The 24,261-nt window shown below is 68.3% G+C and carries 23 protein-coding genes; 5 read left to right on the plus strand and 18 right to left on the minus strand.

Annotation, left to right across the window (positions count from 1 at the left end; translation table 11 throughout):
• Nucleotides 1-30 precede the first annotated feature (30 nt).
• Together AC07OQ_RS02935 and AC07OQ_RS02940 are read right to left on the minus strand one after the other, a co-directional pair.
• Nucleotides 31-849, minus strand: a complete 819-nt coding sequence (locus tag AC07OQ_RS02935) for an HDOD domain-containing protein (RefSeq protein ID WP_495051589.1) — start codon at nt 847-849, stop codon at nt 31-33.
• A gap of 38 nt (nt 850-887) precedes the next feature.
• Nucleotides 888-1,649, minus strand: coding sequence for a TSUP family transporter (locus tag AC07OQ_RS02940; protein ID WP_495051590.1), 762 nt, complete (start codon nt 1,647-1,649; stop codon nt 888-890).
• A 520-nt stretch (nt 1,650-2,169) separates the two neighbouring features.
• Here AC07OQ_RS02940 and AC07OQ_RS02945 point away from each other — a divergent pair.
• Nucleotides 2,170-3,057 carry a TIGR02285 family protein gene (locus AC07OQ_RS02945; protein WP_495051591.1) on the plus strand — a complete coding sequence of 296 codons (888 nt, stop codon included), beginning with the start codon at nt 2,170-2,172 and terminating at the stop codon, nt 3,055-3,057.
• Here AC07OQ_RS02945 and AC07OQ_RS02950 read toward each other — a convergent pair.
• From AC07OQ_RS02950 to AC07OQ_RS02995, 10 genes are all read right to left on the minus strand, one after another.
• Nucleotides 3,054-3,998: a CysB family HTH-type transcriptional regulator gene (locus tag AC07OQ_RS02950; protein ID WP_495051592.1), complete on the minus strand. Its 945-nt coding sequence runs from the start codon at nt 3,996-3,998 to the stop codon at nt 3,054-3,056. The two genes, AC07OQ_RS02945 and AC07OQ_RS02950, sit on opposite strands and share 4 nt — an antisense overlap.
• Nucleotides 3,995-5,041 carry a sulfate/molybdate ABC transporter ATP-binding protein gene (locus AC07OQ_RS02955; protein ID WP_495051593.1) on the minus strand — a complete coding sequence of 349 codons (1,047 nt, stop codon included), beginning with the start codon at nt 5,039-5,041 and terminating at the stop codon, nt 3,995-3,997. Before AC07OQ_RS02955 ends, AC07OQ_RS02950 begins: the two co-directional genes overlap by 4 nt.
• Complete coding sequence (gene cysW, locus AC07OQ_RS02960; protein ID WP_495051594.1) at nt 5,038-5,934, minus strand: sulfate ABC transporter permease subunit CysW; 897 nt, start codon at nt 5,932-5,934, stop codon at nt 5,038-5,040. The genes AC07OQ_RS02955 and cysW overlap by 4 nt, the downstream gene beginning before the upstream one ends.
• Nucleotides 5,934-6,830, minus strand: a complete 897-nt coding sequence (gene cysT / locus AC07OQ_RS02965) for a sulfate ABC transporter permease subunit CysT (protein WP_495051595.1) — start codon at nt 6,828-6,830, stop codon at nt 5,934-5,936. Before cysT ends, cysW begins: the two co-directional genes overlap by 1 nt.
• Before the next feature lie 10 nt (nt 6,831-6,840).
• Nucleotides 6,841-7,851 carry a sulfate ABC transporter substrate-binding protein gene (locus tag AC07OQ_RS02970; RefSeq protein ID WP_495051596.1) on the minus strand — a complete coding sequence of 337 codons (1,011 nt, stop codon included), beginning with the start codon at nt 7,849-7,851 and terminating at the stop codon, nt 6,841-6,843.
• A 251-nt stretch (nt 7,852-8,102) separates the two neighbouring features.
• Nucleotides 8,103-9,551, minus strand: coding sequence for an aldehyde dehydrogenase family protein (locus tag AC07OQ_RS02975; protein WP_495051597.1), 1,449 nt, complete (start codon nt 9,549-9,551; stop codon nt 8,103-8,105).
• Nucleotides 9,552-9,691: 140 nt separating this feature from the next.
• The gene (locus AC07OQ_RS02980; protein WP_495051598.1) at nt 9,692-10,609 is read right to left on the minus strand and encodes a dihydrodipicolinate synthase family protein; all 918 of its coding nucleotides are present in this window, start codon (nt 10,607-10,609) and stop codon (nt 9,692-9,694) included.
• 5 nt (nt 10,610-10,614) lie between these two features.
• On the minus strand, nt 10,615-11,787 hold the full coding sequence (locus tag AC07OQ_RS02985) for an L-rhamnonate dehydratase (protein WP_495051599.1): 1,173 nt from the start codon (nt 11,785-11,787) through the stop codon (nt 10,615-10,617).
• 13 nt (nt 11,788-11,800) lie between these two features.
• Complete coding sequence (locus AC07OQ_RS02990; protein ID WP_495051600.1) at nt 11,801-12,826, minus strand: 4-hydroxythreonine-4-phosphate dehydrogenase PdxA; 1,026 nt, start codon at nt 12,824-12,826, stop codon at nt 11,801-11,803.
• Nucleotides 12,827-13,262: 436 nt separating this feature from the next.
• Nucleotides 13,263-14,231, minus strand: a complete 969-nt coding sequence (locus AC07OQ_RS02995) for a Bug family tripartite tricarboxylate transporter substrate binding protein (protein ID WP_495051601.1) — start codon at nt 14,229-14,231, stop codon at nt 13,263-13,265.
• Between the two features lie 101 nt (nt 14,232-14,332).
• On the opposite strand from AC07OQ_RS02995, the gene AC07OQ_RS03000 reads away from it, so the two are divergent.
• Nucleotides 14,333-15,259: a LysR family transcriptional regulator gene (locus AC07OQ_RS03000; RefSeq protein WP_495051602.1), complete on the plus strand. Its 927-nt coding sequence runs from the start codon at nt 14,333-14,335 to the stop codon at nt 15,257-15,259.
• A 24-nt stretch (nt 15,260-15,283) separates the two neighbouring features.
• Here AC07OQ_RS03000 and AC07OQ_RS03005 read toward each other — a convergent pair whose 3' ends face one another.
• The 5 genes from AC07OQ_RS03005 to AC07OQ_RS03025 all read right to left on the minus strand — a co-directional run bounded on the left by AC07OQ_RS03005 (nt 15,284) and on the right by AC07OQ_RS03025 (nt 19,633).
• Nucleotides 15,284-16,096 (minus strand): glycosyl transferase, encoded by an 813-nt coding sequence (locus tag AC07OQ_RS03005; RefSeq protein WP_495051603.1) that lies wholly within the window; start codon nt 16,094-16,096, stop codon nt 15,284-15,286.
• 61 nt (nt 16,097-16,157) lie between these two features.
• Nucleotides 16,158-16,409, minus strand: coding sequence for a hypothetical protein (locus AC07OQ_RS03010; protein WP_495051604.1), 252 nt, complete (start codon nt 16,407-16,409; stop codon nt 16,158-16,160).
• Nucleotides 16,410-16,516: 107 nt separating this feature from the next.
• Nucleotides 16,517-17,494 carry a tripartite tricarboxylate transporter substrate binding protein gene (locus tag AC07OQ_RS03015; protein ID WP_495051605.1) on the minus strand — a complete coding sequence of 326 codons (978 nt, stop codon included), beginning with the start codon at nt 17,492-17,494 and terminating at the stop codon, nt 16,517-16,519.
• A 44-nt stretch (nt 17,495-17,538) separates the two neighbouring features.
• Nucleotides 17,539-18,687, minus strand: coding sequence for a CaiB/BaiF CoA transferase family protein (locus AC07OQ_RS03020; protein WP_495051606.1), 1,149 nt, complete (start codon nt 18,685-18,687; stop codon nt 17,539-17,541).
• A gap of 1 nt (nt 18,688) precedes the next feature.
• Nucleotides 18,689-19,633 carry a hydroxymethylglutaryl-CoA lyase gene (locus AC07OQ_RS03025; RefSeq protein WP_495051607.1) on the minus strand — a complete coding sequence of 315 codons (945 nt, stop codon included), beginning with the start codon at nt 19,631-19,633 and terminating at the stop codon, nt 18,689-18,691.
• Nucleotides 19,634-19,729: 96 nt separating this feature from the next.
• On the opposite strand from AC07OQ_RS03025, the gene AC07OQ_RS03030 reads away from it, so the two are divergent.
• Both AC07OQ_RS03030 and AC07OQ_RS03035 read left to right on the plus strand, forming a co-directional pair.
• Nucleotides 19,730-20,632, plus strand: coding sequence for a LysR family transcriptional regulator (locus AC07OQ_RS03030; protein WP_495051608.1), 903 nt, complete (start codon nt 19,730-19,732; stop codon nt 20,630-20,632).
• A gap of 141 nt (nt 20,633-20,773) precedes the next feature.
• Nucleotides 20,774-22,333: a methyl-accepting chemotaxis protein gene (locus tag AC07OQ_RS03035; protein ID WP_495051609.1), complete on the plus strand. Its 1,560-nt coding sequence runs from the start codon at nt 20,774-20,776 to the stop codon at nt 22,331-22,333.
• Nucleotides 22,334-22,459: 126 nt separating this feature from the next.
• On the opposite strand, the gene AC07OQ_RS03040 is transcribed toward AC07OQ_RS03035, so the two are convergent.
• Nucleotides 22,460-22,747: a hypothetical protein gene (locus AC07OQ_RS03040; RefSeq protein WP_495051610.1), complete on the minus strand. Its 288-nt coding sequence runs from the start codon at nt 22,745-22,747 to the stop codon at nt 22,460-22,462.
• Between the two features lie 1,071 nt (nt 22,748-23,818).
• Between AC07OQ_RS03040 and AC07OQ_RS03045 the strand changes: the two genes are divergently transcribed.
• Nucleotides 23,819-24,220: a hypothetical protein gene (locus tag AC07OQ_RS03045; RefSeq protein WP_495051611.1), complete on the plus strand. Its 402-nt coding sequence runs from the start codon at nt 23,819-23,821 to the stop codon at nt 24,218-24,220.
• The last annotated feature ends 41 nt before the right edge of the window (nt 24,221-24,261 follow it).

Below are 24,261 nucleotides of genomic sequence, written 5' to 3' on the forward strand. Positions count from 1 at the left end.
GGCAAAGCCGGGTCGGCGCTGCCCGCCGGGTCAACGGCCCCGCGATTGGGCTTCCTGCAGCTGCTCGCTGACGCGGCGCGCGGCGCGCAGCACCAGGGTCTCGTCCAGCTGGGCCTGCGGCGCGATCACGCGCGCCACCTCTTCCAGCTCGTCCGGCCGGATCATCAGCGCCCAGGCCATCACCGAGATCGCGCAGATGCTGCGGCGCTGCACCAGGTCCGGGATGATCAGGGTGTCCTGCAGCTGCACATGGTGGCGCACGCTGGCCACCGCGGCCGGCGCCAGGCCCCAGCTCTCGCACAGGGCCGCGCCCAGCGCGTCATGGCTGACGCCGAAGGCGGTGTGCTCCAGCTGCACCAGCTCGCCGTCCTTGGTGGCGGCGCGCAGCATCGCCGGGTAATGCGCCGAGGCATGGCGGTACAGCACCGCCTTGCCGCATTCCTCGAACAGGCCGGCCGAATGGGCGGCCCAGGGGTCGACGCCCAGCATCTGGCCCATGCGGCCCATCAGCAGGCCGCGCTGCGAGGCGCGCGCCCATACCGGCTCCAGCTCGGCGGCCGGCGGGAAGGCGGCGCGCAGGCCCATCTCGAAGGTGATCGCGGCCACCTCGCGCATGCCCAGATAGGTCAGCGCCTGGTGCACCGTCTGCACCCGGCCCTGCAGGCCGTAGAGCGAGGAGTTGACCGCCTTCAGCACCGCGGCCGCCAATGCCATGTCCGATTCCACCAGGGCCGACATGGCCGGCAGGTCCACGTCCTCGGCCGCCATCAGCAGGGACAGCTTGACCAGCACCTCGGGTTGGGTGGGGATCTCGATGTCGAGCGAACGCAATTGAGGGTCGACGGGCATGACTTATTTAACGGTTGAGTGCAGGCCGAATGGTAGCGCTAGCGAAGGAAGGCATCCCAGCCTGTTTTCAGGATCAATGCGCTGACCACCAGCACGAACATGCCGCGCACGAAACCCGCGCCATGCTTGAGGGCCAGGCGGGTGCCAAGCAGGCTGCCCAGCACATTGGTCACCGCCATCACCGCGGCGATCTGCCACCAGACATGGCCCTTCAGCGCAAACAGCAGCAGCGCCGCGCCGTTGGTGGCCGTGTTCAGCAGTTTGGCGCTGGCCGAGGCATGCAGGAAGTCGAAGCCCAGCAGGCGAACGAACAGGAACACGAAGAAGCTGCCGGTGCCGGGGCCGAAGAAACCATCGTAGAAGCCGATCACCAGTCCGATGCCACTGGCCAGCAGCGCCTCCGTCGCGCCCTGGTGGCGCGGCGCATGGGTGCGGCCCAGGTCTTTCCTGGCCAGGGTATAGACCAGCACGGCCAGCAGGATCAGCGGCAGCGCCTTGCGCAGGCCGCTGGGGTCGACCAGGGTGACGGTCCAGGCGCCGAGGAAGCTGCCCGCCAGCGCCGCACCGGCCGCCGGCGCCAGCGCATGCCAGGGCAGGGTGACGCGGCGCGCGAACTGCGCCAAGGCCCAGGCCGTGCCCCAGATCGCGCCGCCCTTGTTGGTGCCGAACAGGGTGGCGGGCGGGGCCGTCGGGAACACGCTGAACAAGGCCGGTACCAGCACCAGCCCCCCGCCTCCCACGACTGCATCGACGAATCCGGCCAACAGGGAGGCCAGGGCCACGGTCACAAGTTCAAGCATTCAGCGGGTTCCGGCAGCACCAAATAAAACGGGCACCGTCGAGGTGCCCGTGAATAGTGACAGTGTCACCGATCTCGTTCGTATTGGTCTGAAATGCTTGCTTTGTTTGTCTCCTCAGCCCCGCCTGGCAGCCGCTGTTCGCACAATGACTGCATCGAGTGCTTCGCAATGTAGGGACTCGAGACCATGCACGCACTTGGGGTTTTCACTTGTGTGACAGCACCAGTATCGTGCATGAGCACGCACTCACTATCCATTGATTGCCGGGGCAATATCAAACAATAGAAATTCTTCGTTGCACTCTTATGGGAGAGCGCGGACGCCGGTGCGCACCGGCGTCCGCGCCTTGTGACCGGAAGCCGCTGCACGACCCGCCGACCGTGGCAGGCACGCCGCAGCACCCCGGAGCCGGGGTTGACAGGCGATTTTTCCGTGATGCGGGCGCTATCTGTATCAAAACGCTGGCAATTCCGACGCACCGGTCTATGCTGCGGCAGTCGTGCCGAGTGGGGAGGCCAGAATGGTTCGCTCAACGATTCGATGCCTGCTGCTGGTCGGCGGCATCTGGCTGCTGCCGGTTTCGGTATCGCAGGCCCAGGAACAGATCACCTGGTTGACGCCCGACTTCTCGCTGGGCAGCGGCCCGACCCTGGATCAGAAGACCATGGTGGGCCCCCTGCTGGATCTGCTGCAGGCGCAATGGGGCAGCGGCGTGCGGCAGCAGGTGCTGGTGGCCAATGCCAAGCGCAGCTGGAGCCTGATCAGGGCGGGCGAGCAGGTCTGCCACCTGGTTTCGCTGCGCACGCCGGACCGTGAGGCCCAGGCCTATTTCGTCAACACCCACCTGGTGCCGCCGCCACAGCTGGTGGTGCGCGCCCCGACCCTGCCCCAGCTGCCGCTGAACGCGGCCGGCGAGGTGGATCTGGAGCGGCTCTGGCAGCAGCAGCGCCTGCGCGGCGCCGTGGTCGAGGGGCGCAGCTATGGGCGCAGTCTCGACGCCCTGCTGGCCCAGCGCCCCGCCGGCGCGATGGAGAACTACACGCCGGCCGACTTCGGCATGCGCATGCTGCAGCTGCTGGCCGGCGGCCGCATCGACTACACGCTGGACTACGACTTCGTGCTGCAGCAGCAGAAGACCCAGTCGCCGGCGCTCGCCGATCTGACGCCCGTCCCCCTGCAGGGTCATGCCGAGCCGCTGGTTTCGGGCATCGCCTGTCCGCGCAACCCCTGGGGCGCAAGGGCCGCGCAGCGCCTGCGCCAGCTGCTGGCCACGCCGGCCGGCATCGCGGCGCTGAAGACCAGCTTCGACCCCGGCCTCAGCCCGCAGGCGCGGGCGCGCTACGGCGCGCGCATCCAGGCCTATTACGAACAGCTGCCGGCGCAGCTGGCCCAGCCAACGCTCGATTAGGCGGGCACCGCGCCGCCGTTGCCATCCAGCGCCTTGCGCACCACCTCCTCGCTGAGGCCCTCGACGCATTCCTGCAGGAAGCGGTAGGCGTAGCCGCGCAGGTAATGGCCGCGCTTGAGCGCGATGCGCGCGGTGTTGGCCGGGAACAGATGAGCGCTGTCCAGCAGCTGCAGGCCCTGGTCGCGCTGCGGCTCGAAGGCCATCGCGGCGACGATGCCCACGCCCAGACCCACCTGCACATAGGTCTTGATCACGTCGGCATCGAGCGCCGACATCACGATGTCCGGCGCCAGCCCGGCGGCGGCAAAGCCGGCGTCGATGCGGGCGCGGCCGGTATAGCCCTCGTGGTAGGTGATCAGCGCATGCTCGGCCAGGGTCTCCAGGCTCAGCGGCTGCGACGAGCGCGCCAGCGCATGGCCCTCGGGCACGACCACCGCGTGGTGCCAGTCGTAGAAGGGGAAGGTCAGGAACTGCTCCTCCTCCTGCAGCGCCTCGGTGGCGATGCCGATGTCGGCCTCGCCGGACTGCAGGAGCGCCACGATCTCGGCCGGGCTGCCCTGGTGCAGCACCAGATGCACCTTGGGAAAGGCCGCCTTGAAGCGCGCCACCACCTGCGGCAGCGCATAGCGCGCCTGGGTGTGGGTGGTGGCGATGGTCAGCCGGCCCTGCTCGGCGCCGGAGAACTGCTCGGCCAGGCGCTTGATGTTCTTCGCGTCCAAGAGCATGCGCTCGACGATCACGGCCAGCTCCTTGCCCGGCTCGGTCAGGCCCAAGAGGCGCTTGCCGCGGCGCTGGAACAACTCGACACCCAGCTCGTCCTCCAGGTCCTTGATGTGCTTGGAGACGCCGGACTGCGAGGTGAACAGCGCGGCCGCCACCTCGGTCAGGTTGAAATTGCGCTGCACCGCCTCGCGGATGATGCGCAGTTGCTGGAAGTTCATGCCGCCTCTTGCTTTTTCAGATCGAACAGGCTCAGGCGCGAGGCATTCAGCCGCACCTGCTGGCCCGGCAGTAGGTTGAGCGCTGTGGCCTGCTCGCGGCTCAGCTCGGCCTCCAGATGGCGGCCGTCCGGCCCGGTCAGCTCGACTCGGCTGGCCGCGCCAAAGCTCAGCACCCGCTCGACCCTGGCGTCCAGGCCGGTCGCGGCCGGGTCGGTGATGATCTGCAACTCGTGCGGGCGGGCGTAAGCCTGCACCTGGCCCTGCGAGGCTGGGCGCCCCCCATGTCCGAGCTGGCCGATCTCGTCCTGCTTGTCGAAGCGATTCACCGCGCCGAGGAAGCCATAGACAAAGGGCGTGGCCGGGCGCTCGTAGACCTCGGCCGGCGTCCCGACCTGCTCCACCTTGCCATGGTCCATCAGCACCACGCGGTCGGCCACCTCCAGCGCTTCTTCCTGATCGTGCGTGACGAACAGGCTGGTGATGTGCAGCTCGTCGTGCAGGCGGCGCAGCCAGCGTCGCAGTTCCTTGCGCACCTTGGCGTCCAGCGCGCCGAAGGGTTCGTCCAGCAGCAACACCCGGGGTTCCACCGCCAGCGCGCGGGCCAGGGCGATGCGCTGGCGCTGGCCGCCGCTGAGCTGCGGCGGGAAGCGGTCGGCCAGCCAGTCCAGCTGCACCAGGCTCAGGAGTTCGTGGACCTTGCGCCTGATCTCGCTCTCGCTCGGGCGCTGCTTGCGCGGCTTGACCCGCAGGCCGAAAGCCACGTTGTCGAACACCGTCATGTGGCGGAACAGCGCGTAATGCTGGAACACGAAGCCCACCTGGCGCTCGCGCACATGGGTGTCGGAGGCATCCTCGCCGTCCAGCAGGACCTGGCCCCGGTCGGCCGTCTCCAGGCCGGCAATGATGCGCAACAGGGTGGTCTTGCCGCAGCCCGAGGGGCCCAAGAGCGCGACCAGCTCGCCGCTCGGGAAGTCGAGGCTGACGTCGCCCAGGGCGGTGAAGGCGCCGAAGGACTTGTGGATGTTGCGGACCTGGATGCTCATGATGCGGAGGCTTCCTTGACGGCCACACCGGCGCGCCATTCGATGAATTGCTTCAGGACCAGGGTCACCAGGGCCAGCAGGGCCAGCAGGGACGCCACCGCGAAGGCCGCGGCGAACTGGTACTCGTTGTAGAGAATTTCCACGTGCAGCGGCAGCGTGTTGGTCTGGCCGCGGATATGGCCCGAGACCACCGAGACCGCGCCGAACTCGCCGAACGCGCGCGCATTGCACAGGATCACGCCGTACAGCAGGCCCCACTTCACATTGGGCAGGGTGACATGCCAGAAGGTCTGCCAGCCCGAGGCGCCCAGCACCGTCGCGGCCTCCTCCTCGTCGCGGCCCTGGGCCTGCATCAGCGGGATCAGCTCGCGCGCGACGAAGGGGAAGGTCACGAACAGGGTGGCCAGAGCAATCCCCGGCACCGCGAAGATGATCTTGATGTCGTTGACCTGCAGCCAGGGGCCGAACCAGCCCTGGGCGCCGAACAGCAGCACATAGATCAGGCCCGCCACCACCGGCGAAACCGAGAAGGGCAGGTCGATGAAGGTGATCAAGAGCTGCTTGCCGCGGAAATCATGCTTGGCGATGGCCCAGGCGGCGCTGACGCCGAACACCAGGTTCAGCGGCACCGAGACGAAGGCGGCCAGCAGGGTCAGCTTGACGGCCGACACCGCATCGGGCTCGATCAGCGCCTCGAGATAGACCTGCCAGCCCTTGCGCAGCGCCTCGGCGAACACCGTCACCAGCGGCAGGATCAGGAACAGCGCGAAAAATGCCAGGCCCAGGGTCAGCAGCGTATAGCGCACCCAGGGCGCCTCGCGCGTGGCGGGGTTGCTCTGGTAGCGGCCGGCCTTGGCCGCGCCGAGGCTGAGAGTGGAAACGGCGCCGGACATCAGCGGGCCCTCCCCTCGCGTCCCACCAAACCATGGCGGCGCGCGCTCCAGGCCTGCAGGCCGTTGATGGCCAGCAGCAGCAGGAAGGAGAAGATCAGCATCACGGCCGCGATTGCGGTCGCGCCGACATAGTCGTATTGCTCGAGCTTGGAGATGATCATCAGCGGCGTGATCTCGCTCACCATCGGGATATTGCCGGCGATGAAGATCACCGAGCCGTACTCACCCACTGCGCGGGCGAAGGCCAAGGCAAAACCGGTCAGGAGGGCCGGCAGCAGGATCGGCAGCACCACCAGGCGGAAGGTCTGCCAGCGCTGCGCGCCCAGCGAGGCCGCCGCTTCCTCCAGCTCGGTCTCCATGTCCTCCAGCACCGGCTGCACCGTGCGCACGACGAAGGGCAGGCCGATGAAAATCAGCGCCACCAGGATGCCCAGCGGCGTGAACGCCACCTTGACGCCCCAGGGCTCCAGCAGCTTGCCGAGCCAGCCGTTGCCGGCATAGAGCGCGGTCAGCGCGATGCCGGCAACGGCGGTGGGCAGGGCGAAGGGCAGGTCGATCAGCGCATCCACCAGCTTCTTGCCGGGGAACTCGTAGCGCACCAGCGACCAGGCCAGGATCAGGCCGAACACCACATTGATCGCTGCGGCCAGCAAAGCGGCGCCGAAACTGAGCTTGTAGGAAGCCAGCACGCGCGGCGCGGTCGCCGCGGCCCAGAAGGCGTCGAAGCCATGGCCGGCCGACTTGATGAAGACCGCCGACAGCGGGATCAGCACCAAGAGCGACAGGTAGAACAAGGTGAAGCCCAGCGTGGGCCCGAAGCCGGGCAGCACGCGGCGTGGCCTGCGTTTCCTTTGCGCGGCCGCGAGCGGCGCGCTATCGAGGACGGCGGTGTTCATGGGGACGACCTCAGCGCTTCACGACCAGCTGGTCATACACGCCGCCATCGGCGAAATGGGTCCTGGCCACGGCCGGCCAGCCGCCCAGCAGCGAATCCACCGTGAAGGTCTTGATGGCCGGGAAGCGCGCCGCATGCCGGGCCGCCACCGCCTTGTCGCGCGGGCGGAAGTTGTGCCTGGCGATGATGTCCTGGCCCTCGGGCGAGAACAGGAAATCGGCATAGGCCCTGGCCGCCGCGGCCGTGCCCTTCTTGGTCACGACCTTCTCGACGATGGCCACCGGGGCCTCGGCCTCGATCGTGATGCTGGGATAGACCAGGTCGAACTTGCCCTTGCCGACCTCGTTCTCGATCAGCTCGGCCTCGTTCTCGAAGGTCACCAGCACATCGCCGATGTCGCGCTGCGTGAAGGTGGTGGTGGCGCCGCGGCCGCCGCCGTCCAGCACCGGCACATTGGCCAGCAGCTTGGCGACGAACTCGCGCGCCTGGGCTTCCGTGCCGCCCTTGGCGATCACCGAACCCCAGGCGCCCAGATAGGTGTAGCGGCCGTTGCCCGAGGTCTTGGGGTTGGGCACGATCACCGCGACGCCGCCGCGGGCCAGGTCGGCCCAGTCCTTGATCGCCTTGGGGTTGCCCTTGCGCACCAGGAACACCGTGGTGGTCGTGTAGGGCGCGGCGCCGTACGGCAGGGCCTGGCGCCAGTCGTTCTTGATCAGGCCCTTCTCGGCCAGCAGGTCCAGGTCGGTGGCCTGGTTCATCGTCACGATGTCGGCCTCCAGCCCCCCCACCACCGACAGGGCCTGGCGGCTGGAGCCCCCATGCGACTGGCTCACCGTCACGGCCTTGCCGGTCCTGGCCTGGTACTGCCTGGCGAAGGCCGGGTTGATGTCCTTGTAGAGCTCGCGGCTGACGTCGTAGGAGACGTTCAGCAGCGCCTCCTGGGCCAGGGCGGGCCCCGCGACGAGCAGGCTCAGGGCCAGGGCCGTGAGCGGCCCGATGATCTTGTTGTTGTTCTTGAACATGCGTTTCTCGTGGCGACCCGCGGGCCTTGATGCGAATGGAAAGACCCGCAGATTGCCAACAAGCGCTTATTCGAGGAACGACAGTTTTCGTATTTGCTTATCCGGAATTTGCTTTGCCGAATTTCAGATTTAGCCGCGGGCTCGGCGAAGCCCTCGGTCGACAAAACCGCGCGGTTCGCCGAGCCGGAGCAAGCGCATCGTCAAGAGTCGGGCCGGCCACCGGCAGCCCAAGCGGCGCCGGCACCGCGAAGCTAGGCCCGGGTGTAGGCCGTCTTCACCGTCGTGTAGAACTCGGCCGCGTAGCGGCCCTGCTCGCGCGGCCCATGGCTGCTGCCCTTGCGGCCGCCGAAGGGCACGTGGTAGTCGACCCCGGCCGTCGGCAGGTTGACCATCACCATGCCGGCCTGGGCATGGCGCTTGAAGTGGGTCGCGTGCTTCAGCGAGCTCGTCGCGATGCCGGCCGAGAGGCCGAACGGGATGTCGTTCGCCACGGCCAGCGCCTCCTCGTAGTCGCGCACCCGGATCACGCTGGCCACCGGGCCGAACACCTCTTCGCGGTTGATGCGCATGCCGGCCGTGGTCTCGGCGAACAGCGCGGGGGCGAGGTAATGGCCCTCGGTCGCGCGGCTCAAGCGCTCGCCGCCGCAGACGAGGCGCGCGCCCTCGGCCCTGGCGATCTCGATATAACTCAGGTCCTGTTCCAGCTGGGCTTCGGAGACCACCGGGCCGATGTCGGTGCCGGGCTTCAACGCATCGTCCACCGTCAGCCGGCCCATGCGCTCGGCCAGGGCCGCGACGAAGCGGTCGTGGATGCCCGCGGTGACGATCAGCCGGCTGGAAGCCGTGCAGCGCTGGCCGGTCGAGAAGAAGGCGCTCTGCGCGCAGAGCTCGACGGCCTGGGCCAGGTCGGCATCGTCCAGCACGACCTGCGGGTTCTTGCCGCCCATCTCCAGCTGGACCTTCTTGAGCGGGCTCTGCGCCGCTGATGCCTGCTGCGCGATGCGGGCGCCGACGCCCACCGAGCCGGTGAAGCTGATCGCCGCGATGCCGGGGTGCTGGACCATCGCCTCGCCGATCAGGCGGCCGCTGCCCATCACCAGGTTGAACACGCCGGGCGGGATGCCGCTGCGCGCGATGATCTCGGCCAGGGCCCAGGCGCTGCCGGGCACCAGGTCGGCGGGCTTGAGCACGACGCAGCAGCCATGGGCCAGGGCCGGCGCGATCTTCCAGGCGGGGATCGCGATCGGGAAGTTCCAGGGCGTGATCAGGCCGACGACGCCGATGGGCTCGCGCGTGATCTCGACGCCGACGCCGGGCCGCACCGAGGGCAGCAGCTCACCGCCCGCCCGCAAGCATTCGCCGGCGAAGAACTTGAAGATCTGGCCGGCGCGTGCGACCTCGCCGGTCGCCTCTGCCTTGGTCTTGCCCTCCTCGCGCGCCAGCAAGGTGCCGAGTTCCTCGCGGCGCGCCAGGATCTCGCTGCCGATCTTGTCCAGCGCATCGCTGCGCGCCTGGATGCCGCTGGTCGACCAGGCAGGAAACGCCGCCTGCGCGGCAGCCACGGCAGCGTCCAGCTGGGCCGCATCGGCCTGGGCGTACTCGCCGATCACATCGGCCAGGTTCGACGGGTTGATGTTGCGGCTCGCGCCGCTGCCTTCGCACCATTCGCCACCGATGAAGTTCCGATGTTCTTCGCTCATTTCAAATCTCCATGCCGCAGCTCTGCAAGCCGATTGCTGCAAACCCGGCCCGCCAAGCGGCGCCCGAGGATCCGGCTTTGCCGGGCCTGCGGGCGCGCCCCCTTGAGGGGGCCGGCGCAGCCGGTAGGGGGTGTTTCGGTTCACTGCGCCCAGCGCAGAACCAAGGGGTCGAGGCGCCTGGCCGCATCCAGCAGCCCCGCGCGCGTGGCCGGCGCCATGGCCGGGAAGGGGTGGCGCGGCGCATCGCAGGCAATCACGCCGCCCTCCTTCATCAGGGCCTTGGCCGTCAGGATGCCGCCCTGGCGGTTCTCGTAGTTGATCAGCGGCAGCCAGCGCGCATAGGCGGAAACGGCTGCCTCGCGGTCGCCGGCCGCATAGGCGTCGACGATCCGGCGGATGCCGTCCGGGAAGGCGCCGCCGGTCATCGCGCCGGTGGCGCCGGCGTCCAGGTCGGCCAGCAAGGTGATGGCCTCCTCGCCGTCCCAGGGGCCCTCGATGGCATCGCCGCCCAGCGCGATCAGCTCGCGCAGCTTGGCCGCGGCCTGCGGCACCTCGATCTTGAAATAGCGGATCCGCTCGGTCTCGCGCGCCAGGCGCGCCAGCGTGGCGGCGCTCAGCGTGGTGCCGCTGACCGGCGCGTCCTGGACCATCACGGGGATCGCCAGCGCTTCGGACAGGCGCTGGTAGAACTCCAAGGTCATCGCCTCGGGCACGCGGATCGTCGCGCCGTGATAGGGCGGCATCACCATCACCATCGCCGCGCCCTGGGCCTGCGCGCGCAGGCTGCGCTCGATGCAGAGCTTGCTGCTGAAATGCGTGGTGGTGACGATCACCGGCACGCGCCCGGCCACATGCTCGAGGACGGTCCGGGTCAGCAGCTCGCGCTCCGCGTCGGCGATCACGAACTGCTCGGAGAAGTTGGCCAGGATGCACAGGCCATTGGAGCCGGCATCGATCATGAAATCGACGCAGCGCTTCTGGCTTTCCAGATCCAGCTCGCCGGTCTCGCTGAAGGTGGTGGGCACCACCGGGAACACGCCCTTGTATGGCCTCTTCATGCTGCTCACTCGATGATGTCGAACTGATCGAGGTACTCGGTCTTGAGCGTCAGCCCCAGGCCCGGCTTGTCGTCGTCCAGCTGCAGGAAGCCGTTCTCGGCCACCGGCTCGCCGTCGAAGATGTAATAGAACAGCTCGTTGCCGACCTCGACGTCGAACATCGGGAAGTACTCGCTCATCGGCGAGGCCAGGGTGCTCATCGTCAGGTGGTAGTTGTGCATCTGCCCGGCATGCGGGATCACCGGCACCGAGTAGGCCTCGCACAGCGCGTTGATCTTGTGCGCCATCGTGATGCCGCCGACGCGGTTGGTGTCGTACTGCACCACCGAGACCGCCTTGCGGTCCAGCAGCTGCTTGAAGCCGTAGAGGCTGAACTCATGCTCGCCGCCCGAGATCGGCACGATGTTCATCGCGTTCAGCTCGGCATAGCCGTCGATGTCGTCGGCGATCACCGGCTCCTCCAGCCAGCGCGGCTGGAACTTGGCCAGCTTGGGCAGCATGCGCTTCGCATACTCCAGGTTCCAGCCCATATAGCACTCGAGCATCAGGTCGGTGTCGTAGCCGATCACCTCGCGCACCGCCTCCACCGACTTCAGGTTCTCGGCCACGCCCTGCTGCAGGTGGGCCGGGCCATAGCCGAAGCGCATCTTGAAGGCCGTGAAGCCCTGCTTCAGATAGGTCTCGGCCTCCTTCTGCATCTCGCCCAGGTCGGTGCGGTAGAGCTTGCTGTAGTAGCAGGGGATCTTTTCCTTGGTGCGCCCGCCCAGGAGCTTGAACACCGGCTTGCCGACGCTCTTGCCCAGGAGATCCCACAGCGCGATGTCGACCGCCGAGATCGCCGCCATGCCGACACCCTTGCGGCCCCAGGCCTGGGTCGCGCGGTACATGCGCTGGCTCAGGTACTCGTAGTCCCAGGGGTCCTGGCCCAGCACCAGGGGCGTCAGGTACTGATCGATGATCTGCTTGGCCACGCGCGGCGCCAGGGCCACATTGCCGTAGCCGACCAGGCCCGTGTCGGTCTCGATCTCGACGACCGTCCAGCCGTGGAAGCGGAAGGTCTTCATCGTTTCCTGCTTCGAGTACAGCAGGTCCATCGCGTTGGAGCAGAAATTGCCCTGCGGGGGCACGGTCTTGCCCTTCCATTCGTAGACGCGGGCACGGACTTTGGTGATCTTCATGGTCGACAAGCTTTCAGTTCAGGCGTGCCGACCCCATGCGGGCGGCGATGGCAAAGGCATTGGCGGTGGCGTTGACATTGGCGCGGCCCTGGCCGGCGATGTCGTAGGCCGTGCCATGGGCCGGCGTGGTGATCGGGATCGGCAGGCCGCCCTGGACGGTGACGCCCTGGCTGAAGCCCATTAGCTTGATCGCGATCTGGCCCTGGTCGTGGTACATGGTCACCACCGCCTGGACCTCGCCGTCGCGCGCCTTCAGGAAGATGGTGTCGGCCGGGAAGGGGCCGGCCACGTCCAGGCCCTCGGCCTGCAGCTGGCGCACCGCCGGCGCGATGATGTCGATCTCCTCGCGGCCGCAGGTGCCGCCGTCGCCGCCATGCGGGTTGAAGGCGGCCACCGCGATGCGCGGCCGCACGACGCCGGCCGCGCGCAGCGAACGCTCGATCAGGCGCGTGGCCGCAGCGATGCGCTCGACGCTGAGGAAGGTCGCCGCATCCTTCAGCGGGATATGCGAGGAGACGCGCGCGGTCCAGAGCTCGCCCAGGGTGTTGAACTCGCAGAAATAGTTCTCGACGCCCAGGTAGGCGGCGAAATGGTGCAGCTCGTCCTCATGCTTCAGGCCGCCCTGCTTCATCGCATGCTTGTTCAGCGGCGCGAAGCAGATCGCGTCGACGGCGCCGGCGAGCACCGCGTCCATGCACCGGTCCAGCACCCGCAGCACCGAGGCGCCGCCGGGCGCCGTCGCAACGCCGCGCCGCACCTGCTCGGGCCGCACGGTGTCCACGGCCAGGAAGGCGGGGCGCGCGGTCGAGGCGCGGCCGCGCACCGCGGCCAGGTCCGCGACCGGCTCCCAATCAATGGCGAGGCCGGCGACGCGCTGGCCGTCCTCCCACAGCCAGCGGTCGCCCACCAGCACGACATTGGCCTGGGCGCAGGTCTCGGGCCGCGCCAGCAGCCTGGCGATCAGCTCCGGCCCGATGCCGGCGGGATCGCCGAGGGTCAGGGCCACCACCGGCAACTTGCTTTTTCCATCGTTCGTCACAGCAATCCTTCTCTCGTAGCGCTCGGCTTTTTCTTAGGCTCTTTGCGCGTTGATTCGTGATCTCCCAGCCTGGCCTTGATCGCCTCTGCGAGGACCGGGTTACGCCGGGACGCGGGTGTGCGCAATTGCTCCGTGTCCCCCGGGCCGAAAGCGGCCCTCCTCCTTCACCTGCGCAATTGCGCACACCCGCATCCCGGCTTCTCCACCGTTGGGCTCTCGCGGAGAAAACCAAACGCAACGCCAAGCGGGAGGACGGGCGGGCCTGATGCGGAGGTCAAGGAGGAGGCCGCGTAGCGGCCGGGGGACACGCAGCAGCAGGTCTGCCCGTCCTCCTGCGCCCAGGCCATCGTCATTTCAGCATCACCAAACAACACGCAAAGCGCCTTTTCTTACCGCGCGGAGCCCGAGGCGGCCGAAGGCCGCAGGGGGTGGGCCATCAGTCGGGTTTGATGCCGCGGCGCTTGATGAGTTCGGCATAACGCCTGTTCTCGGCATCGTGAAACGCCGCGAATTGCAGCTTCGTCATCGGCACGACCTCGGCGCCGATCGCGGCCAGGCGGGCCTTGGTCTCGGGCAGCTCGATCAGCTTGGCCACCTCGGCCTGGATGCGGTCCTGCTGGGCCTTGGGCGCGGCGGCCGGCATGTAGAGGCCGTACCAGGCGCTCATCTCCACGCCCTTGACGCCGGCTTCGGCCAGGGTCGGCACATTGGGCAGCTGCGGGCTGCGCCGGGCCGAGGCGACCGCCAGGGCCTTGACCTTACCGTTCCTGATATGCGGCAGCACCGAGGCCATGGTGTCGAAGCTCAGCTGCACATTGCCGGCCATCAGGTCCACCAGGGCCGGGCCGCTGCCGCGGTAGGGGATATGGGTGATGAAGGTGCCGGTGGCCTCCTTGAACAGCTCGGCCGCGATGTGCTGGGTGCTGCCCGAGCCGCTGGAGGCGTAGTTCAGCTTGCCGGGCTGCTTCCTGGCGCGCTCCACCAGCTCGGCCACCGTGTTGATGTTCAACTCGTTGTTGACCACCAGCACATTGGGCACCGCGCCGACATAGGCCACCGGCACCAGGTCCTTGGCGTTGTCATAGCCCAGCTTGAACAGATAGGGCGCGATCGCATGGGCGGTGGAGACCCCCATCACCAGGGTATGGCCGTCGGTGGACTTGGCGGTGGCATCGGCGGCCAGGGTGTTGGAGGCGCCGGGCTTGTTCTCGATCACCACCGGCACGCCCAGGGCCGGGCCCAGCTTGTCGGCCACCGCGCGGGCCATCGCGTCGGTGCCGCCGCCGGGCGAGGAGCCGACCAGGATGCGCAGCGGACGGTTGGGCCAATCCTGGGCCTGCGCGGCCAGGCCGGTGCAGGCCAGCAGGACGGCCAGCGCGGCACGCCGGGGAAGGGATGGGGCCATGGCTTGTCTCCGTAGTCGTCTAGGTCTATGGCTGATGCTAGGGGCCTCACGCTTATCGGTAAACTCAAAATTCCTAATGAATTGATATCCTCGCCTTATCAATGAGCAATACCCTGTCCGCCGCCCTGCTGCTGAACCGCCTGCGCCTGCGCCAGGTGGCCCTGCTGCTGGCGCTGCGCGATCTGGGCACCCTGCGGGCCGCGGCCGCCCAGCTGGGCATGACCCAGCCGGCCGCGACCAATATGCTGAAGGAGCTGGAGGAGGCGCTGGGGCTGCGCCTGTTCGAGCGCGCCGGGCGCGGCCTGCAGGCCACGGCGGCGGGCCTGGCGGTGACCGGCCATTTCGACGGCCTGCAGGGCGCGATGACGGCGCTGGCGCGCGATCTGGAGGCCCTGCGGCTGGGGGGCGGCGCATTGGCCGTGGGCAGCATCCTGGCGCCCTCGCCGACCCTGCTGACCCGCACGGTGGCCCGGCTGAAGCAGGAGCAGCCGCGGCTGCGCGTGCAGATCCTCACCGAGACCAGCGACCGCCTGCTGGACCTGCTCGAGCAGGGCTCGCTGGATCTGGTGATCGGCCGCATGGCCGACGGCCATGCGCACCGCGACCATCTGTTCCGCGCGCTGGCCGGCGAGCCGCTGGCCGTGGTGGTGGGGCCGCAGCATGCGCTGGCGGGCGCCAGGCGCTGCTCGCTGGCGGCCCTGGCTGATCAGCCCTGGATCCTGCAGCCGCGCGGCTCGCCGATGCGCGAGCTGCTTGAGCGCGAGTTTCGCCAGCAGGGGCTGGACGTGCCGGCCGATCTGGTCGAGACGGCTTCCATCCTCAGCACCCTGTTCCTGCTGGCCGAGGCGCCGATGGTGGCCGTCGTGCCGGCCTCGCTGGCGGCGCCCTATGCGGACAGAGGCATGCTCAGCGTGCTGCCGCTCAAGCTGGGCGGCGAACTGGAACCCTTCGGCAGCATCGTGCGGCGCGGCCGGCCGCTGAGCGCGGCGGCGCAGCGCTTCCTGGCGTTGCTGCACCAGGACGAATGAGGGCGCGGGGCCGGGCCCCGGCGCTCACTCCACCCAATGCTTCTGCAGCCAGTCGACCGGCAGCACGAAGCGGGTCAGGTGGCGCCGCGCGCTCTTCTCGACGCGCCGCGCCGGGTTGAAGGTGTCGAGGAAATGCTGCCAGCGCGACGGGCGCTGGGTCTGCTCCTCGAACCAGCGGCCGTCGATCACCTCGCTGGGGTTCGGGCCGCCGGGGAAGGTGACGATCTTGGCACCCTTGGGCAGCCGGGCCTGCATGAAATAGCGCAGCGGGAAGGGCGGCAGGCAATGCAGGCGGAAATGCCGCGTCCAGCCCTCGGGCCAGAGCTTGATGCCGCCGGGCACGGCCTCGGTGATGTAGTGCTGCTCGAAATGGCAGCGGTCGGCCACGGCCTGCGGGTCCTTGCGGAAATTGGCCAGGATATGCGGGTAGCGCCCCACCGGGAAGCGGAACACCGAGGTCTGGCCCAGGCGCTGCAGCGGCTTGGCCCAGTTGCGCGCCAGGATCACGTCGTCGGGATTGCCGTACTCGAAGTAGCCGTCGATGTTGTCGACGATCACCGAATCCAGGTCGATGAACAGCGTCGGGCCGGACAGGCCCGGCAGCGAGTCGCCCCACAGCACCAGCTTGCGCCATTTGCCGATGCTGTTCTTGGGCCATTCGCAGCCCAGCTCGGGCAGCGGATGCGCCTCCACCTCGGGGCGCAGGCCGCGGGTGTCGTCGGTCAGGCAAACCAGCTTGAACGGCCCGGTGATATTGCGCGCCACCATGCCGTACATGCGGTTCACATAGTCGGGGCCGAACTTCTGGCCCCATTTGACAACGACGATCTGTTTCATTCTTCGAATCCTGTCGGGCCCTGTGCCCCGGCGGGATTCTAGGAGGACGGCCGCCCGCGCGTCAGACGTCGATCCACTGCAGCGCCAGCACCAGGGCCAGCAGCCGCCAGCTCAGGCGCGCGAAGGGGCCGGAGCGCCGGGCAGAAACCAACACCATCAGGCCGGCCAGCAGCAGCGGCAGCAGGAAGGCCGCCAGCCAGTAGCCACGGTCCGGGTCGCGCCCAAACAGGGTGTAGGGGTTGCACAGGGCGATCAAGGCCAGCAGCGCGATATGCCGCGCCAGCTGGCCGGGCGGGCCGAAGTCTGCCTTCATGGGGATGTGTTCCTGCCGGCCGGCGGCCAGCGTCGGGCGCATCATCCCGAGCCGAGGTTAAAGCTTTCTTAAGAAAATCAAGAAGACCCGGAAAAGGCCGCGCGTTCTCAATCGAGGCTGATCGCGGCCTTCTTCACCAGCCGGGCGTAGCGCTCCTGCTCGCTGCGGAAATAGGCCGCGGCGGCCTCGGGCGTGCCGGGGTTGATGATGTTGCCCTGCCTGAGCATCGCCTCCCTGACCTCGGGCGCGGCAAAGGCGGCGGCGAAGGCGGCGTGGTAGCGTTTGACCTGGGCCGGCGGCAGCTTGGCCGGGCCGATGACGGCAAACCAGCCCTCGATCGCGTACTCCGGCAGGCCCTGCTCGGCAATGGTCGGAATCTCGGGCGCGGCGGGCACCCGGCTGGTCGAGCCGACCCCGATCGCGCGCAGGGCGCCGCTTTTCAGATGCCCCTGGATCGAGGGCAGGGACAACACGCCCAGGTCCACCTGGCCACCGATCAGGTCGGCCACCATCGGGCCGACGCCCTTGTAGGGAATGTGGCGCATGCTCACGCCGGCTTCGTCGACGAACATCTCGGCGCCCAGATGCAGGATGGTGCCGTTGCCCGAGGAGGCGTAGTTGTAGACATCGGGCTTGGCCTTCAGCAGGGTCACCAGCTCCTTGACGTTCTTCGCCGGCAGCTTGGCCGGGTTGACCACCACGACAAAGGGCGTCGCCCCCGCCACCATGATGGGCGTGATGTCGTTCAGCGAGTCGAAGGGCATCTTCTTGTAGACGCTGGGATTCACCACATGGTTGTTCGACACCACGCCCAGGGTCAGCCCGTCGGGCGCGGCCTTCACCAGGGTGGCGGTGCCGGTGATGCCGCCGGCGCCCGGCAGGTTCTCGATCACGACCGGCTGGCCGCCCAGGGCCTTGCTGAGCGCCGGCGTCACCGCGCGCATGATGGTGTCGACGCCCGAACCGGCGCCCACCGGCAGGATCAGGCGCAGCGGCTTGTCGATGGCCGTATCGGCCCGCGCGAGCGGGCAGGCCAGGGCAAGACAGAGAAGGCCCAGCAGGGCGCGGCGGGTCGGGGTCGTCATCGTTTGTCTCCGGTTGCGGCTCTTGGTCGGCCTCGGGTCGGGATTCAGCGCTTCAGGCTGGCCAGTATCTCTTCGGTATGTTCGCCCACCTTGGGCAGCGGCATGCGCACGCCGGGCCGGCGCCCGCCCATCAGCAGGGGCAGCAGCACGACGTCGGTCGTGCCGCCCTCGTCGGTGGGCATGGCGGCCAGGCCGCCGCTGGCGCGCAGATGCGGATCGTTCAGCAGCTGCTCGGGCCGCATGATGGGCGCGTAGGGCAGGCCGGCCGCCTCCAGCGCGGCGCTGAGTTCGCCGATCCCGCGCAGCTGGAAGCTCTCGGCCAGGCGCGCCAGCAGCTGCGGCCTCAGGGCGACGCGCTGGGCATTGCCCTGCAGCGCCGGGTCGGCGGCCAGGTCGGGCCGCTCCAGCACCTGGCACAGGGTCTGGAACTGCTTGTCGCTGACCGCGCCGACGAAGAGCTGGGCCTCGTCCTTCAGGTCGAAGACGTCGTAGACGCTCCAGGCCGAGACGCGCGCGGGCATCGGCGGCGGCGGTTCGCCGGTCATCGAATACTGCTGCATGTGCTGGGCCGACAGGAACACGCAGTTCTCGAACAGCGCGCTCTGCACCTCCTGGCCGCGGCCGGTGGTCTCGCGCTCGCGCAGCGCCGCCAGCACGCCGATCGCGCCGAACATGCCGCCCATGATGTCGTTGACCGAGGTGCCGGCGCGCAGCGGCCGGCCCTTCGGCCCGGTCATATAGGACAGGCCGCCCATCATCTGCACCACCTCGTCCAGCGCGGTACGCCGCTCGTAGGGGCCGGGCAGGAAGCCCTTGTGCGAGACATAGATCAGGCCGGGATTGGCGGCCGCCAGGCTGGCATGGTCCAGGCCCAGCTCGGCCATCAGCCCCGGGCGGAAGTTCTCCAGCACCACGTCGCAGCCGGCGATCAGCTCCCGGGCCGTGGCGCGGCCGGCCTCGCTGCGGATGTCCAGCACGATGCTCTTCTTGTTGCGGTTGAAGCTGCGGAAGAAGCCGATCCCCAGGCCCGGCAGGCGGCGCGTCTTGTCGCCGCCGGGCGGCTCGACCTTGATCACCTCGGCACCGAGGTCGGCCAGGATCATGCCGCAGGTCGGGCCCATCACCATATGGGTGAACTCCAGCACGCGGATGCCGGCCAGCGGCAGGGGTCGTTCGTCGCTCAGGCTGTTCATTTCAGGTCTCGGTCATCGTTCTGGGCAGGCCGGCCAGCCACAGGCTGCCGTGCAGGGGTTCGCCGTCCAGCCAGCCGGCCACGCGCCGGCGCAGCGCCAGCAGCGCATCCAGGTCGACCCCGGTCTCGCCCACGCCCATGCTGGCCAGCATGAAGGCCAGGTCCTCGGTCGCCGCATTGCCGCTGGCGCCCGGCGCATGCGGGCAGCCGCCGATGCCGGCCAGCGAGGCGTCGAAGCGCGTCACGCCCACCTCCAGCGCCGCATGGACATTGGCCAGCGCCAGGCCGCGGGTATCGTGGAAATGGCCGCAGCAGAAGCGCTCGCCGGCGATCTTGCGGGCCGCCTCGAAGAGTTCGCGCACCGCGCGCGGGTCGGCGAAACCCACGGTGTCGGCCAGGCTGACGCGGTCGGCGCCGGCGTCCAGCAGGGCCTGCAGCAGGCGCAGCACCTCGGCCGGCTCGACCCGGCCCTGCAGGGTGCAGCCGAAGGCCGTGCCGACCCCGCCCTCGATCAGGGTCTTGCTGCCCGAGGCGTCGCGCGCCGCGCGGATGCGCCCGAGTTCGGCCACCACCTCGTCGGGCGTCTTGCGCAGATTGGCCTGGCTGTGCAGGGCGCTGGCCGACAGCGGCAGGATCAGCAGATCGGCCCGGCCCTCCAGCGCCGCCTCGGCGCCGCGCAGATTCGGCACCAGCACCGAGGCGAACAGATCCGGCAGCTCGCGCCTGGCCTCACCCTTCACATAGGCCAGCAGTTCGCCGGTATCGGCCAGCTGCGGCAGCAGCCGCGCCGGCACGAAGGAGCCGAGCTCGATCTCGCGCACGCCGGCCGCGTATTCGCCGCGCAGCCACTCGATCTTCCGCGCCGTGGGCAGCACGCGGGCAATGCTTTGCAGGCCGTCGCGCAGGCCGACCTCGCGAATCACCACCGGGGAAGGCAGGCTTGCCATCTGATGTCTCCTTGATGCCGCTCGACTTTAGAGATTCCAAGATGCTTCACAAGTGGTATGTTGGAACGCCTCGATTTCCAATCTGGAATCTCACAGATGCGCGACCCCGATCTCAAGACCCTGCGCCTGCTGGTGGCCGTCTGCGAGCACCAGAACATCAAGCAGGCCGCGCTGCGGGAACACATCGAGCCCTCGGCGATCAGTAAGCGCATTGCCGCGCTGGAGGCCGAACTGGGCACGCCGCTGCTGACCCGCGGGCGCCGCGGCGTGCAGCCCACGCCGGCCGGCGAAGCCCTGCTGGAGCATGCGCGCAGCATGCTGTTCTCGCTGGACCGCATCGCCCAGGACATGGCCGCCTTCGCCGGCGGCACCCAGGGCCAGGTGCGCCTGGTGGCCAGTGCCTCGGCCATCGCCGAGAGCCTGCTGGACGATGTGGCGGCCTTCATGCGCGAACCGGCCCATGCGCGGATCAAGGTGGACATCGAGGAACGCTTCTCGCGCGAGCTGGTGCGCCTGGTGCGCGAGGGCGGCGCGGCGCTGGGCGTGTGCTGGGACAGCGCCGACTTCACCGGCCTGGAGACCCGGCCCTACCGGCGCGACGAACTGGCGCTGGCCGTGCATGCCGAGCATCCGCTGGCGCGCCACCGGCAGCTGGCCTTTGCCGACACGCTGGACTTCGAGCATGTGGGCCTGCAGCCGGCCACCGCGGTGCACCAGATGCTGAAGCAGGCGGTGGCGGCCGGCGGCGGCGGCCTGCTGCGCTACCGCGTGATCGTCTCGAACTTCGATGCCGCGCTGCGCGTCGTCTCGGCCAACCTGGGCATCGCGGTGATCCCACGGCAGGTCGGCGCGGCCCATGCGGCGCAGCGCGGCATCCGCATGGTCGGCCTGACCGACGCCTGGGCGCGGCGCCGCTTCGCGATCTGCTGCCGGCCCGGCGGCCTGCCGGCCGCGGCCGAGCGCATGCGCGACTATCTGGCCGGCCTGGCCGAAGCCTGAGCCCGGGAGCCCCGGGGCCGGCGCAGGACTTAAATCACAAAAGCCGCGCTTGTCGGGGCTTTCACCGCCGAACCGCGCTCGGCCACGCGGCTAGTCTGTCGGCCAGGGAGTCTCATTCATTTGGAGACAGTAGTGCATAACATGACCCCGCCCCAGGCGCTGGGCCGCCACAGCGTGGCCTTCCGCCTCTGGGCCTCGGTGATCGCCGTCATCGTCGCCCTGTTCGCCGTGATCGGCTTCTCGGCCGCGCGCAGCGGCAAGGTGCAGGAAGAGACCAGCGCCACCGCCGCGGCGATGGATGCCAAGGTCGATGCCGCACGCCGCTGGTCCGCGATGGTCACGACCAATGTGGTGCGCGTCCAGGCCTCGGCCGCCAGCAGCGACCCCACGATAGACGCGATGTACAAGGACGTGATTCCGGCCAAGTCCGGGGAAATCACGCAGGTGCAGAAGTCCATCGAGGCCATGGCGCTGAGCGCGGCCGACAAGGCCCTGATGGAGCGCATCGGCGCCGAGCGCAAGACCGTGCTCGATTCGCTGGCCAAGATCCGCGGACTGAAGACCGCCAGCGACACCGCGGCGGCCCACCAGGAGCTGAACCAGCGCTTCAACCCCGCGGTCGACATTTATCTGAAGTCGCTGAACGATTTCGCCGAACTGCAGGTCTCCGAGAAGGCGCGCATCCTGGGCGAACTGGCCGAGCAGCGCAAGAGCACGGTGCGCATCGCCGCGCTGCTGATCGTCATCGTCGTGCTGGGCCTGGTGATTGGCGCGGTCTGGCTGGTGCGCTCGATCCAGCGGCCGCTGTCGCAGGCCATGCAGGTGGCCGGCCGGATCGCCGCCGGCGATCTCAGCACCCGCGTGACGGTGGCGCGCCAGGACGAGTTCGGCCAGCTGCTCGGCGCGATGGACCGCATGGCCGGCCAGCTGCGCCAGGTGGTCGGCGAGGTGCGCCGGGGCATCGAATCGGTGTCCACCGCCTCCAGCGAGATCGCCACCGGCAACCACGACCTGAGCGCCCGTACCGAGCAGACCGCGTCGAGCCTGCAGCAGACCGCCAGCTCGATGGAGGAGCTGACCGCCACCGTCGGCCATTCGGCCGACACCGCGCGCCAGGCCAACCAGCTGGCCGGCTCGGCCGCCGAGGCGGCCACGCGCGGCGGCCGGGTAGTCGAGCAGGTGGTCGGCAATATGGCCCAGATCACCGAGAGCTCGCGCAGGATCGGCGACATCATCGGCACGATCGACGGCATCGCCTTCCAGACCAACATCCTGGCGCTGAACGCCGCGGTCGAGGCGGCACGCGCCGGCGAGCAGGGCCGCGGCTTCGCGGTCGTCGCCTCCGAGGTGCGTTCGCTGGCGCAGCGCAGCGCCGAGGCCGCCAAGGAGATCAAGGGCCTGATCGGCGCCAGCGTCGAGCGCGTCGAGTCGGGCGCCCAGCTGGTGGCGCAGACCGGCGCGGCGATGAACGACATCGTGTCCAGCGTCAAGCGCGTCACCGACCTGATCGGCGAGATCGCCTCCGCGGCCACCGAGCAGCGCGACGGCATCGCCCAGGTCAATGTGGCCGTCACCAACCTCGATCACATGACCCAGCAGAACGCGGCGCTGGTGGAGGAATCGGCCGCCGCCGCACAGTCGCTGCGCGAGCAGTCGCAGCGGCTGGCCGAGGTGGTGTCGGTGTTCAAGGTGGAGCCATAGCGGCTCGCCGCCGCGCTGGCCGCTGCCCCGCAGCAGCCAAACCGGCGGCGACCGACGTGTGAGGGGCGTTCCAGGCCTGCGCAGGGCTTGGGACCGCCCGTGTGGGGGCGCCAATGGACTTCCGCGTCAATGAAAGATGCCGACGGCCAGCTCAGCCCAAACCAGGAGGAACGCGGTCGCGATGACCGCGCCGGCGAGCAAGCGCGATCGCCGCCCGGCGGTCAGGCGCATCGTCAGTTCGAAGGCGCCGCAGGCGATCAGCAGCATTCCACCGAACACCAGGAAGTCCTGCCGGTCCCACCGAATTTCGCTGGTGAACTGCATGGCCAGGCCAGGCAGAAGCAGCAACAAGCTGGCGAAGCCCCAGAGCGCAATGCGCCAAGCCGGCAAGCGACGATGAAGAGAAGGGGTCATGGGCCGCTCCATCGAGTTCGGATCGGAGTCTCACCGGAAACGGTAAAGGCAATGAGGGCCCACCGTGAAATGGACGTGAAGTCCCGCTTCCATCAAGGCCGCTCGGCATCGACGTCTGCCGTCCAGTCGTCCTCCATAACCCGCTTCGCAGCGTTGCAGCCATTTGCCGTTCGAACCCGGATGGGTTGGTGCCGGTCATGAGCGGAAACTCGCCAACGGCTGCTGTGCGGCCGTCCCTCGCGGCTGTACCCGGGGCCGGCAACCCTCCTTCAACGCCAATGGCGCCGACCAAGCACCGGGCTCATCTCCTTTTGCATGGCACGCCACACCCGCTCCAGGCCGGCGCACATCCACGGATGCCCATCCCGGAAGACGCGCCACTGCCGCACATCCCTTGGGTTGGGCTCGAAGTGCAAGGACCAAGAGACACCCCCACAGGAGAAGCCCCAGTCGAACGGCTGCCGACGATCCTTGTCGGCCGGCAGAGGCTGACCAGGCGGCGCTTCTCCTTTGCGGCGCAGCCGCTGCTCGGCACGAGCATCGCGCTCAGCACGGGTTGCGGGTCGGTACGGTCGCATGCTCAAATCTTAGGCAAGAATCGTTAACAATCGACCTATAACACGTTAGGCATCAGGAGGTCTCCAGATGGAATGGCTTGAGCCCTGGTGGTCAACCGAAAATCTAGATGCTCAGTTCCACGAGACCTTTCGAAGTCAACTCGAGCGCGAAGTGCCGCCTGGGCATTGCATGTACGGGCTTCCAGCCAAGCTCATTGCCCGAGGGAATGGAGACGATGCCCTCTTCCAATTGCTTGATGGGTCGGGACGAGTGGCTGATGTTCACCTTACCTGGTCCAAGAGTCAGGAGCGCCTCCCGTGGCCAGGAACATCCATCTATCAAAGTCTTCAAGTGTGGGTGGAGAAGGTCATGCTTCCCGATCACAAGGAGTGGGCCGGTGAGTAGCGTCGGCCTGCTGCCTAACCCCTCCGTCAAGGGGACGTCTTGCGGCAAGCCGCAAGCCGCCCCTTACGTCGAACGTTAGGCCGCACCAAAACCAACTGCGAGGGTCACATGCTCTTCATCTCGCTCATCGGCATGACATTGCCGCTATCCGTTATTGCACTAGGCCTCGGTGCCGCGTATTGCGCTTGGCTCATGCTGAGCGGCTTCCCAATAGGTTGGGGCATAGCGGTGATGCTGTTTTGCCTGTACTACATGGCCGGTGGTTTCAAGCTCATGAAGTTCTTCACCGGGGAAGGTGGGGTCAAGAGCAATGCAGCAGCAGCAGCAGCTTGTCTTGTTCCACTTCTAGAAGTAGCGCTCGTTGCGTACTTCGTCACCTCTAGTTGGCCGCTTGATTTGTCAGCTTGGTGGGCGCTCCTACTACCGCTCACTTTTCTGCTTCACCTACTACTGCAGGGCGGCTTTGAAGTAGTACTCGACGCAATCCATCCTGCGGGGAGGCGAAAATAGTGCGCAATGCAATCCTAGGCACTGCTCGTCAGGTGCGGCCT

The sequence above is a fragment of the Roseateles sp. GW821-FHT09B06 genome, assembly GCF_059418245.1.

Bases quoted from the DNA above. Each gene is read 5' to 3' on its own strand.
- AC07OQ_RS02970 (WP_495051596.1), bottom strand. From the start codon at position 7,851: ATGTTCAAGAACAACAACAAGATCATCGGGCCGCTCACGGCCCTGGCC.
- AC07OQ_RS03045 (WP_495051611.1), top strand. From the start codon at position 23,819: ATGCTCTTCATCTCGCTCATCGGCATGACATTGCCGCTATCCGTTATT.
- AC07OQ_RS03040 (WP_495051610.1), bottom strand. From the start codon at position 22,747: ATGACCCCTTCTCTTCATCGTCGCTTGCCGGCTTGGCGCATTGCGCTC.
- AC07OQ_RS03005 (WP_495051603.1), bottom strand. From the start codon at position 16,096: ATGAAACAGATCGTCGTTGTCAAATGGGGCCAGAAGTTCGGCCCCGAC.
- AC07OQ_RS03025 (WP_495051607.1), bottom strand. From the start codon at position 19,633: ATGGCAAGCCTGCCTTCCCCGGTGGTGATTCGCGAGGTCGGCCTGCGC.
- AC07OQ_RS02955 (WP_495051593.1), bottom strand. From the start codon at position 5,041: ATGAGCATCCAGGTCCGCAACATCCACAAGTCCTTCGGCGCCTTCACC.
- AC07OQ_RS03015 (WP_495051605.1), bottom strand. From the start codon at position 17,494: ATGACGACCCCGACCCGCCGCGCCCTGCTGGGCCTTCTCTGTCTTGCC.
- AC07OQ_RS02995 (WP_495051601.1), bottom strand. From the start codon at position 14,231: ATGGCCCCATCCCTTCCCCGGCGTGCCGCGCTGGCCGTCCTGCTGGCC.
- cysW (WP_495051594.1), bottom strand. From the start codon at position 5,934: ATGTCCGGCGCCGTTTCCACTCTCAGCCTCGGCGCGGCCAAGGCCGGC.
- AC07OQ_RS02935 (WP_495051589.1), bottom strand. From the start codon at position 849: ATGCCCGTCGACCCTCAATTGCGTTCGCTCGACATCGAGATCCCCACC.
- AC07OQ_RS03035 (WP_495051609.1), top strand. From the start codon at position 20,774: ATGACCCCGCCCCAGGCGCTGGGCCGCCACAGCGTGGCCTTCCGCCTC.
- AC07OQ_RS02985 (WP_495051599.1), bottom strand. From the start codon at position 11,787: ATGAAGATCACCAAAGTCCGTGCCCGCGTCTACGAATGGAAGGGCAAG.
- AC07OQ_RS03020 (WP_495051606.1), bottom strand. From the start codon at position 18,687: ATGAACAGCCTGAGCGACGAACGACCCCTGCCGCTGGCCGGCATCCGC.
- AC07OQ_RS02980 (WP_495051598.1), bottom strand. From the start codon at position 10,609: ATGAAGAGGCCATACAAGGGCGTGTTCCCGGTGGTGCCCACCACCTTC.
- AC07OQ_RS02950 (WP_495051592.1), bottom strand. From the start codon at position 3,998: ATGAACTTCCAGCAACTGCGCATCATCCGCGAGGCGGTGCAGCGCAAT.
- AC07OQ_RS02945 (WP_495051591.1), top strand. From the start codon at position 2,170: ATGGTTCGCTCAACGATTCGATGCCTGCTGCTGGTCGGCGGCATCTGG.
- AC07OQ_RS03010 (WP_495051604.1), bottom strand. From the start codon at position 16,409: ATGAAGGCAGACTTCGGCCCGCCCGGCCAGCTGGCGCGGCATATCGCG.
- AC07OQ_RS02975 (WP_495051597.1), bottom strand. From the start codon at position 9,551: ATGAGCGAAGAACATCGGAACTTCATCGGTGGCGAATGGTGCGAAGGC.
- AC07OQ_RS03030 (WP_495051608.1), top strand. From the start codon at position 19,730: ATGCGCGACCCCGATCTCAAGACCCTGCGCCTGCTGGTGGCCGTCTGC.
- cysT (WP_495051595.1), bottom strand. From the start codon at position 6,830: ATGAACACCGCCGTCCTCGATAGCGCGCCGCTCGCGGCCGCGCAAAGG.
- AC07OQ_RS02940 (WP_495051590.1), bottom strand. From the start codon at position 1,649: ATGCTTGAACTTGTGACCGTGGCCCTGGCCTCCCTGTTGGCCGGATTC.
- AC07OQ_RS03000 (WP_495051602.1), top strand. From the start codon at position 14,333: ATGAGCAATACCCTGTCCGCCGCCCTGCTGCTGAACCGCCTGCGCCTG.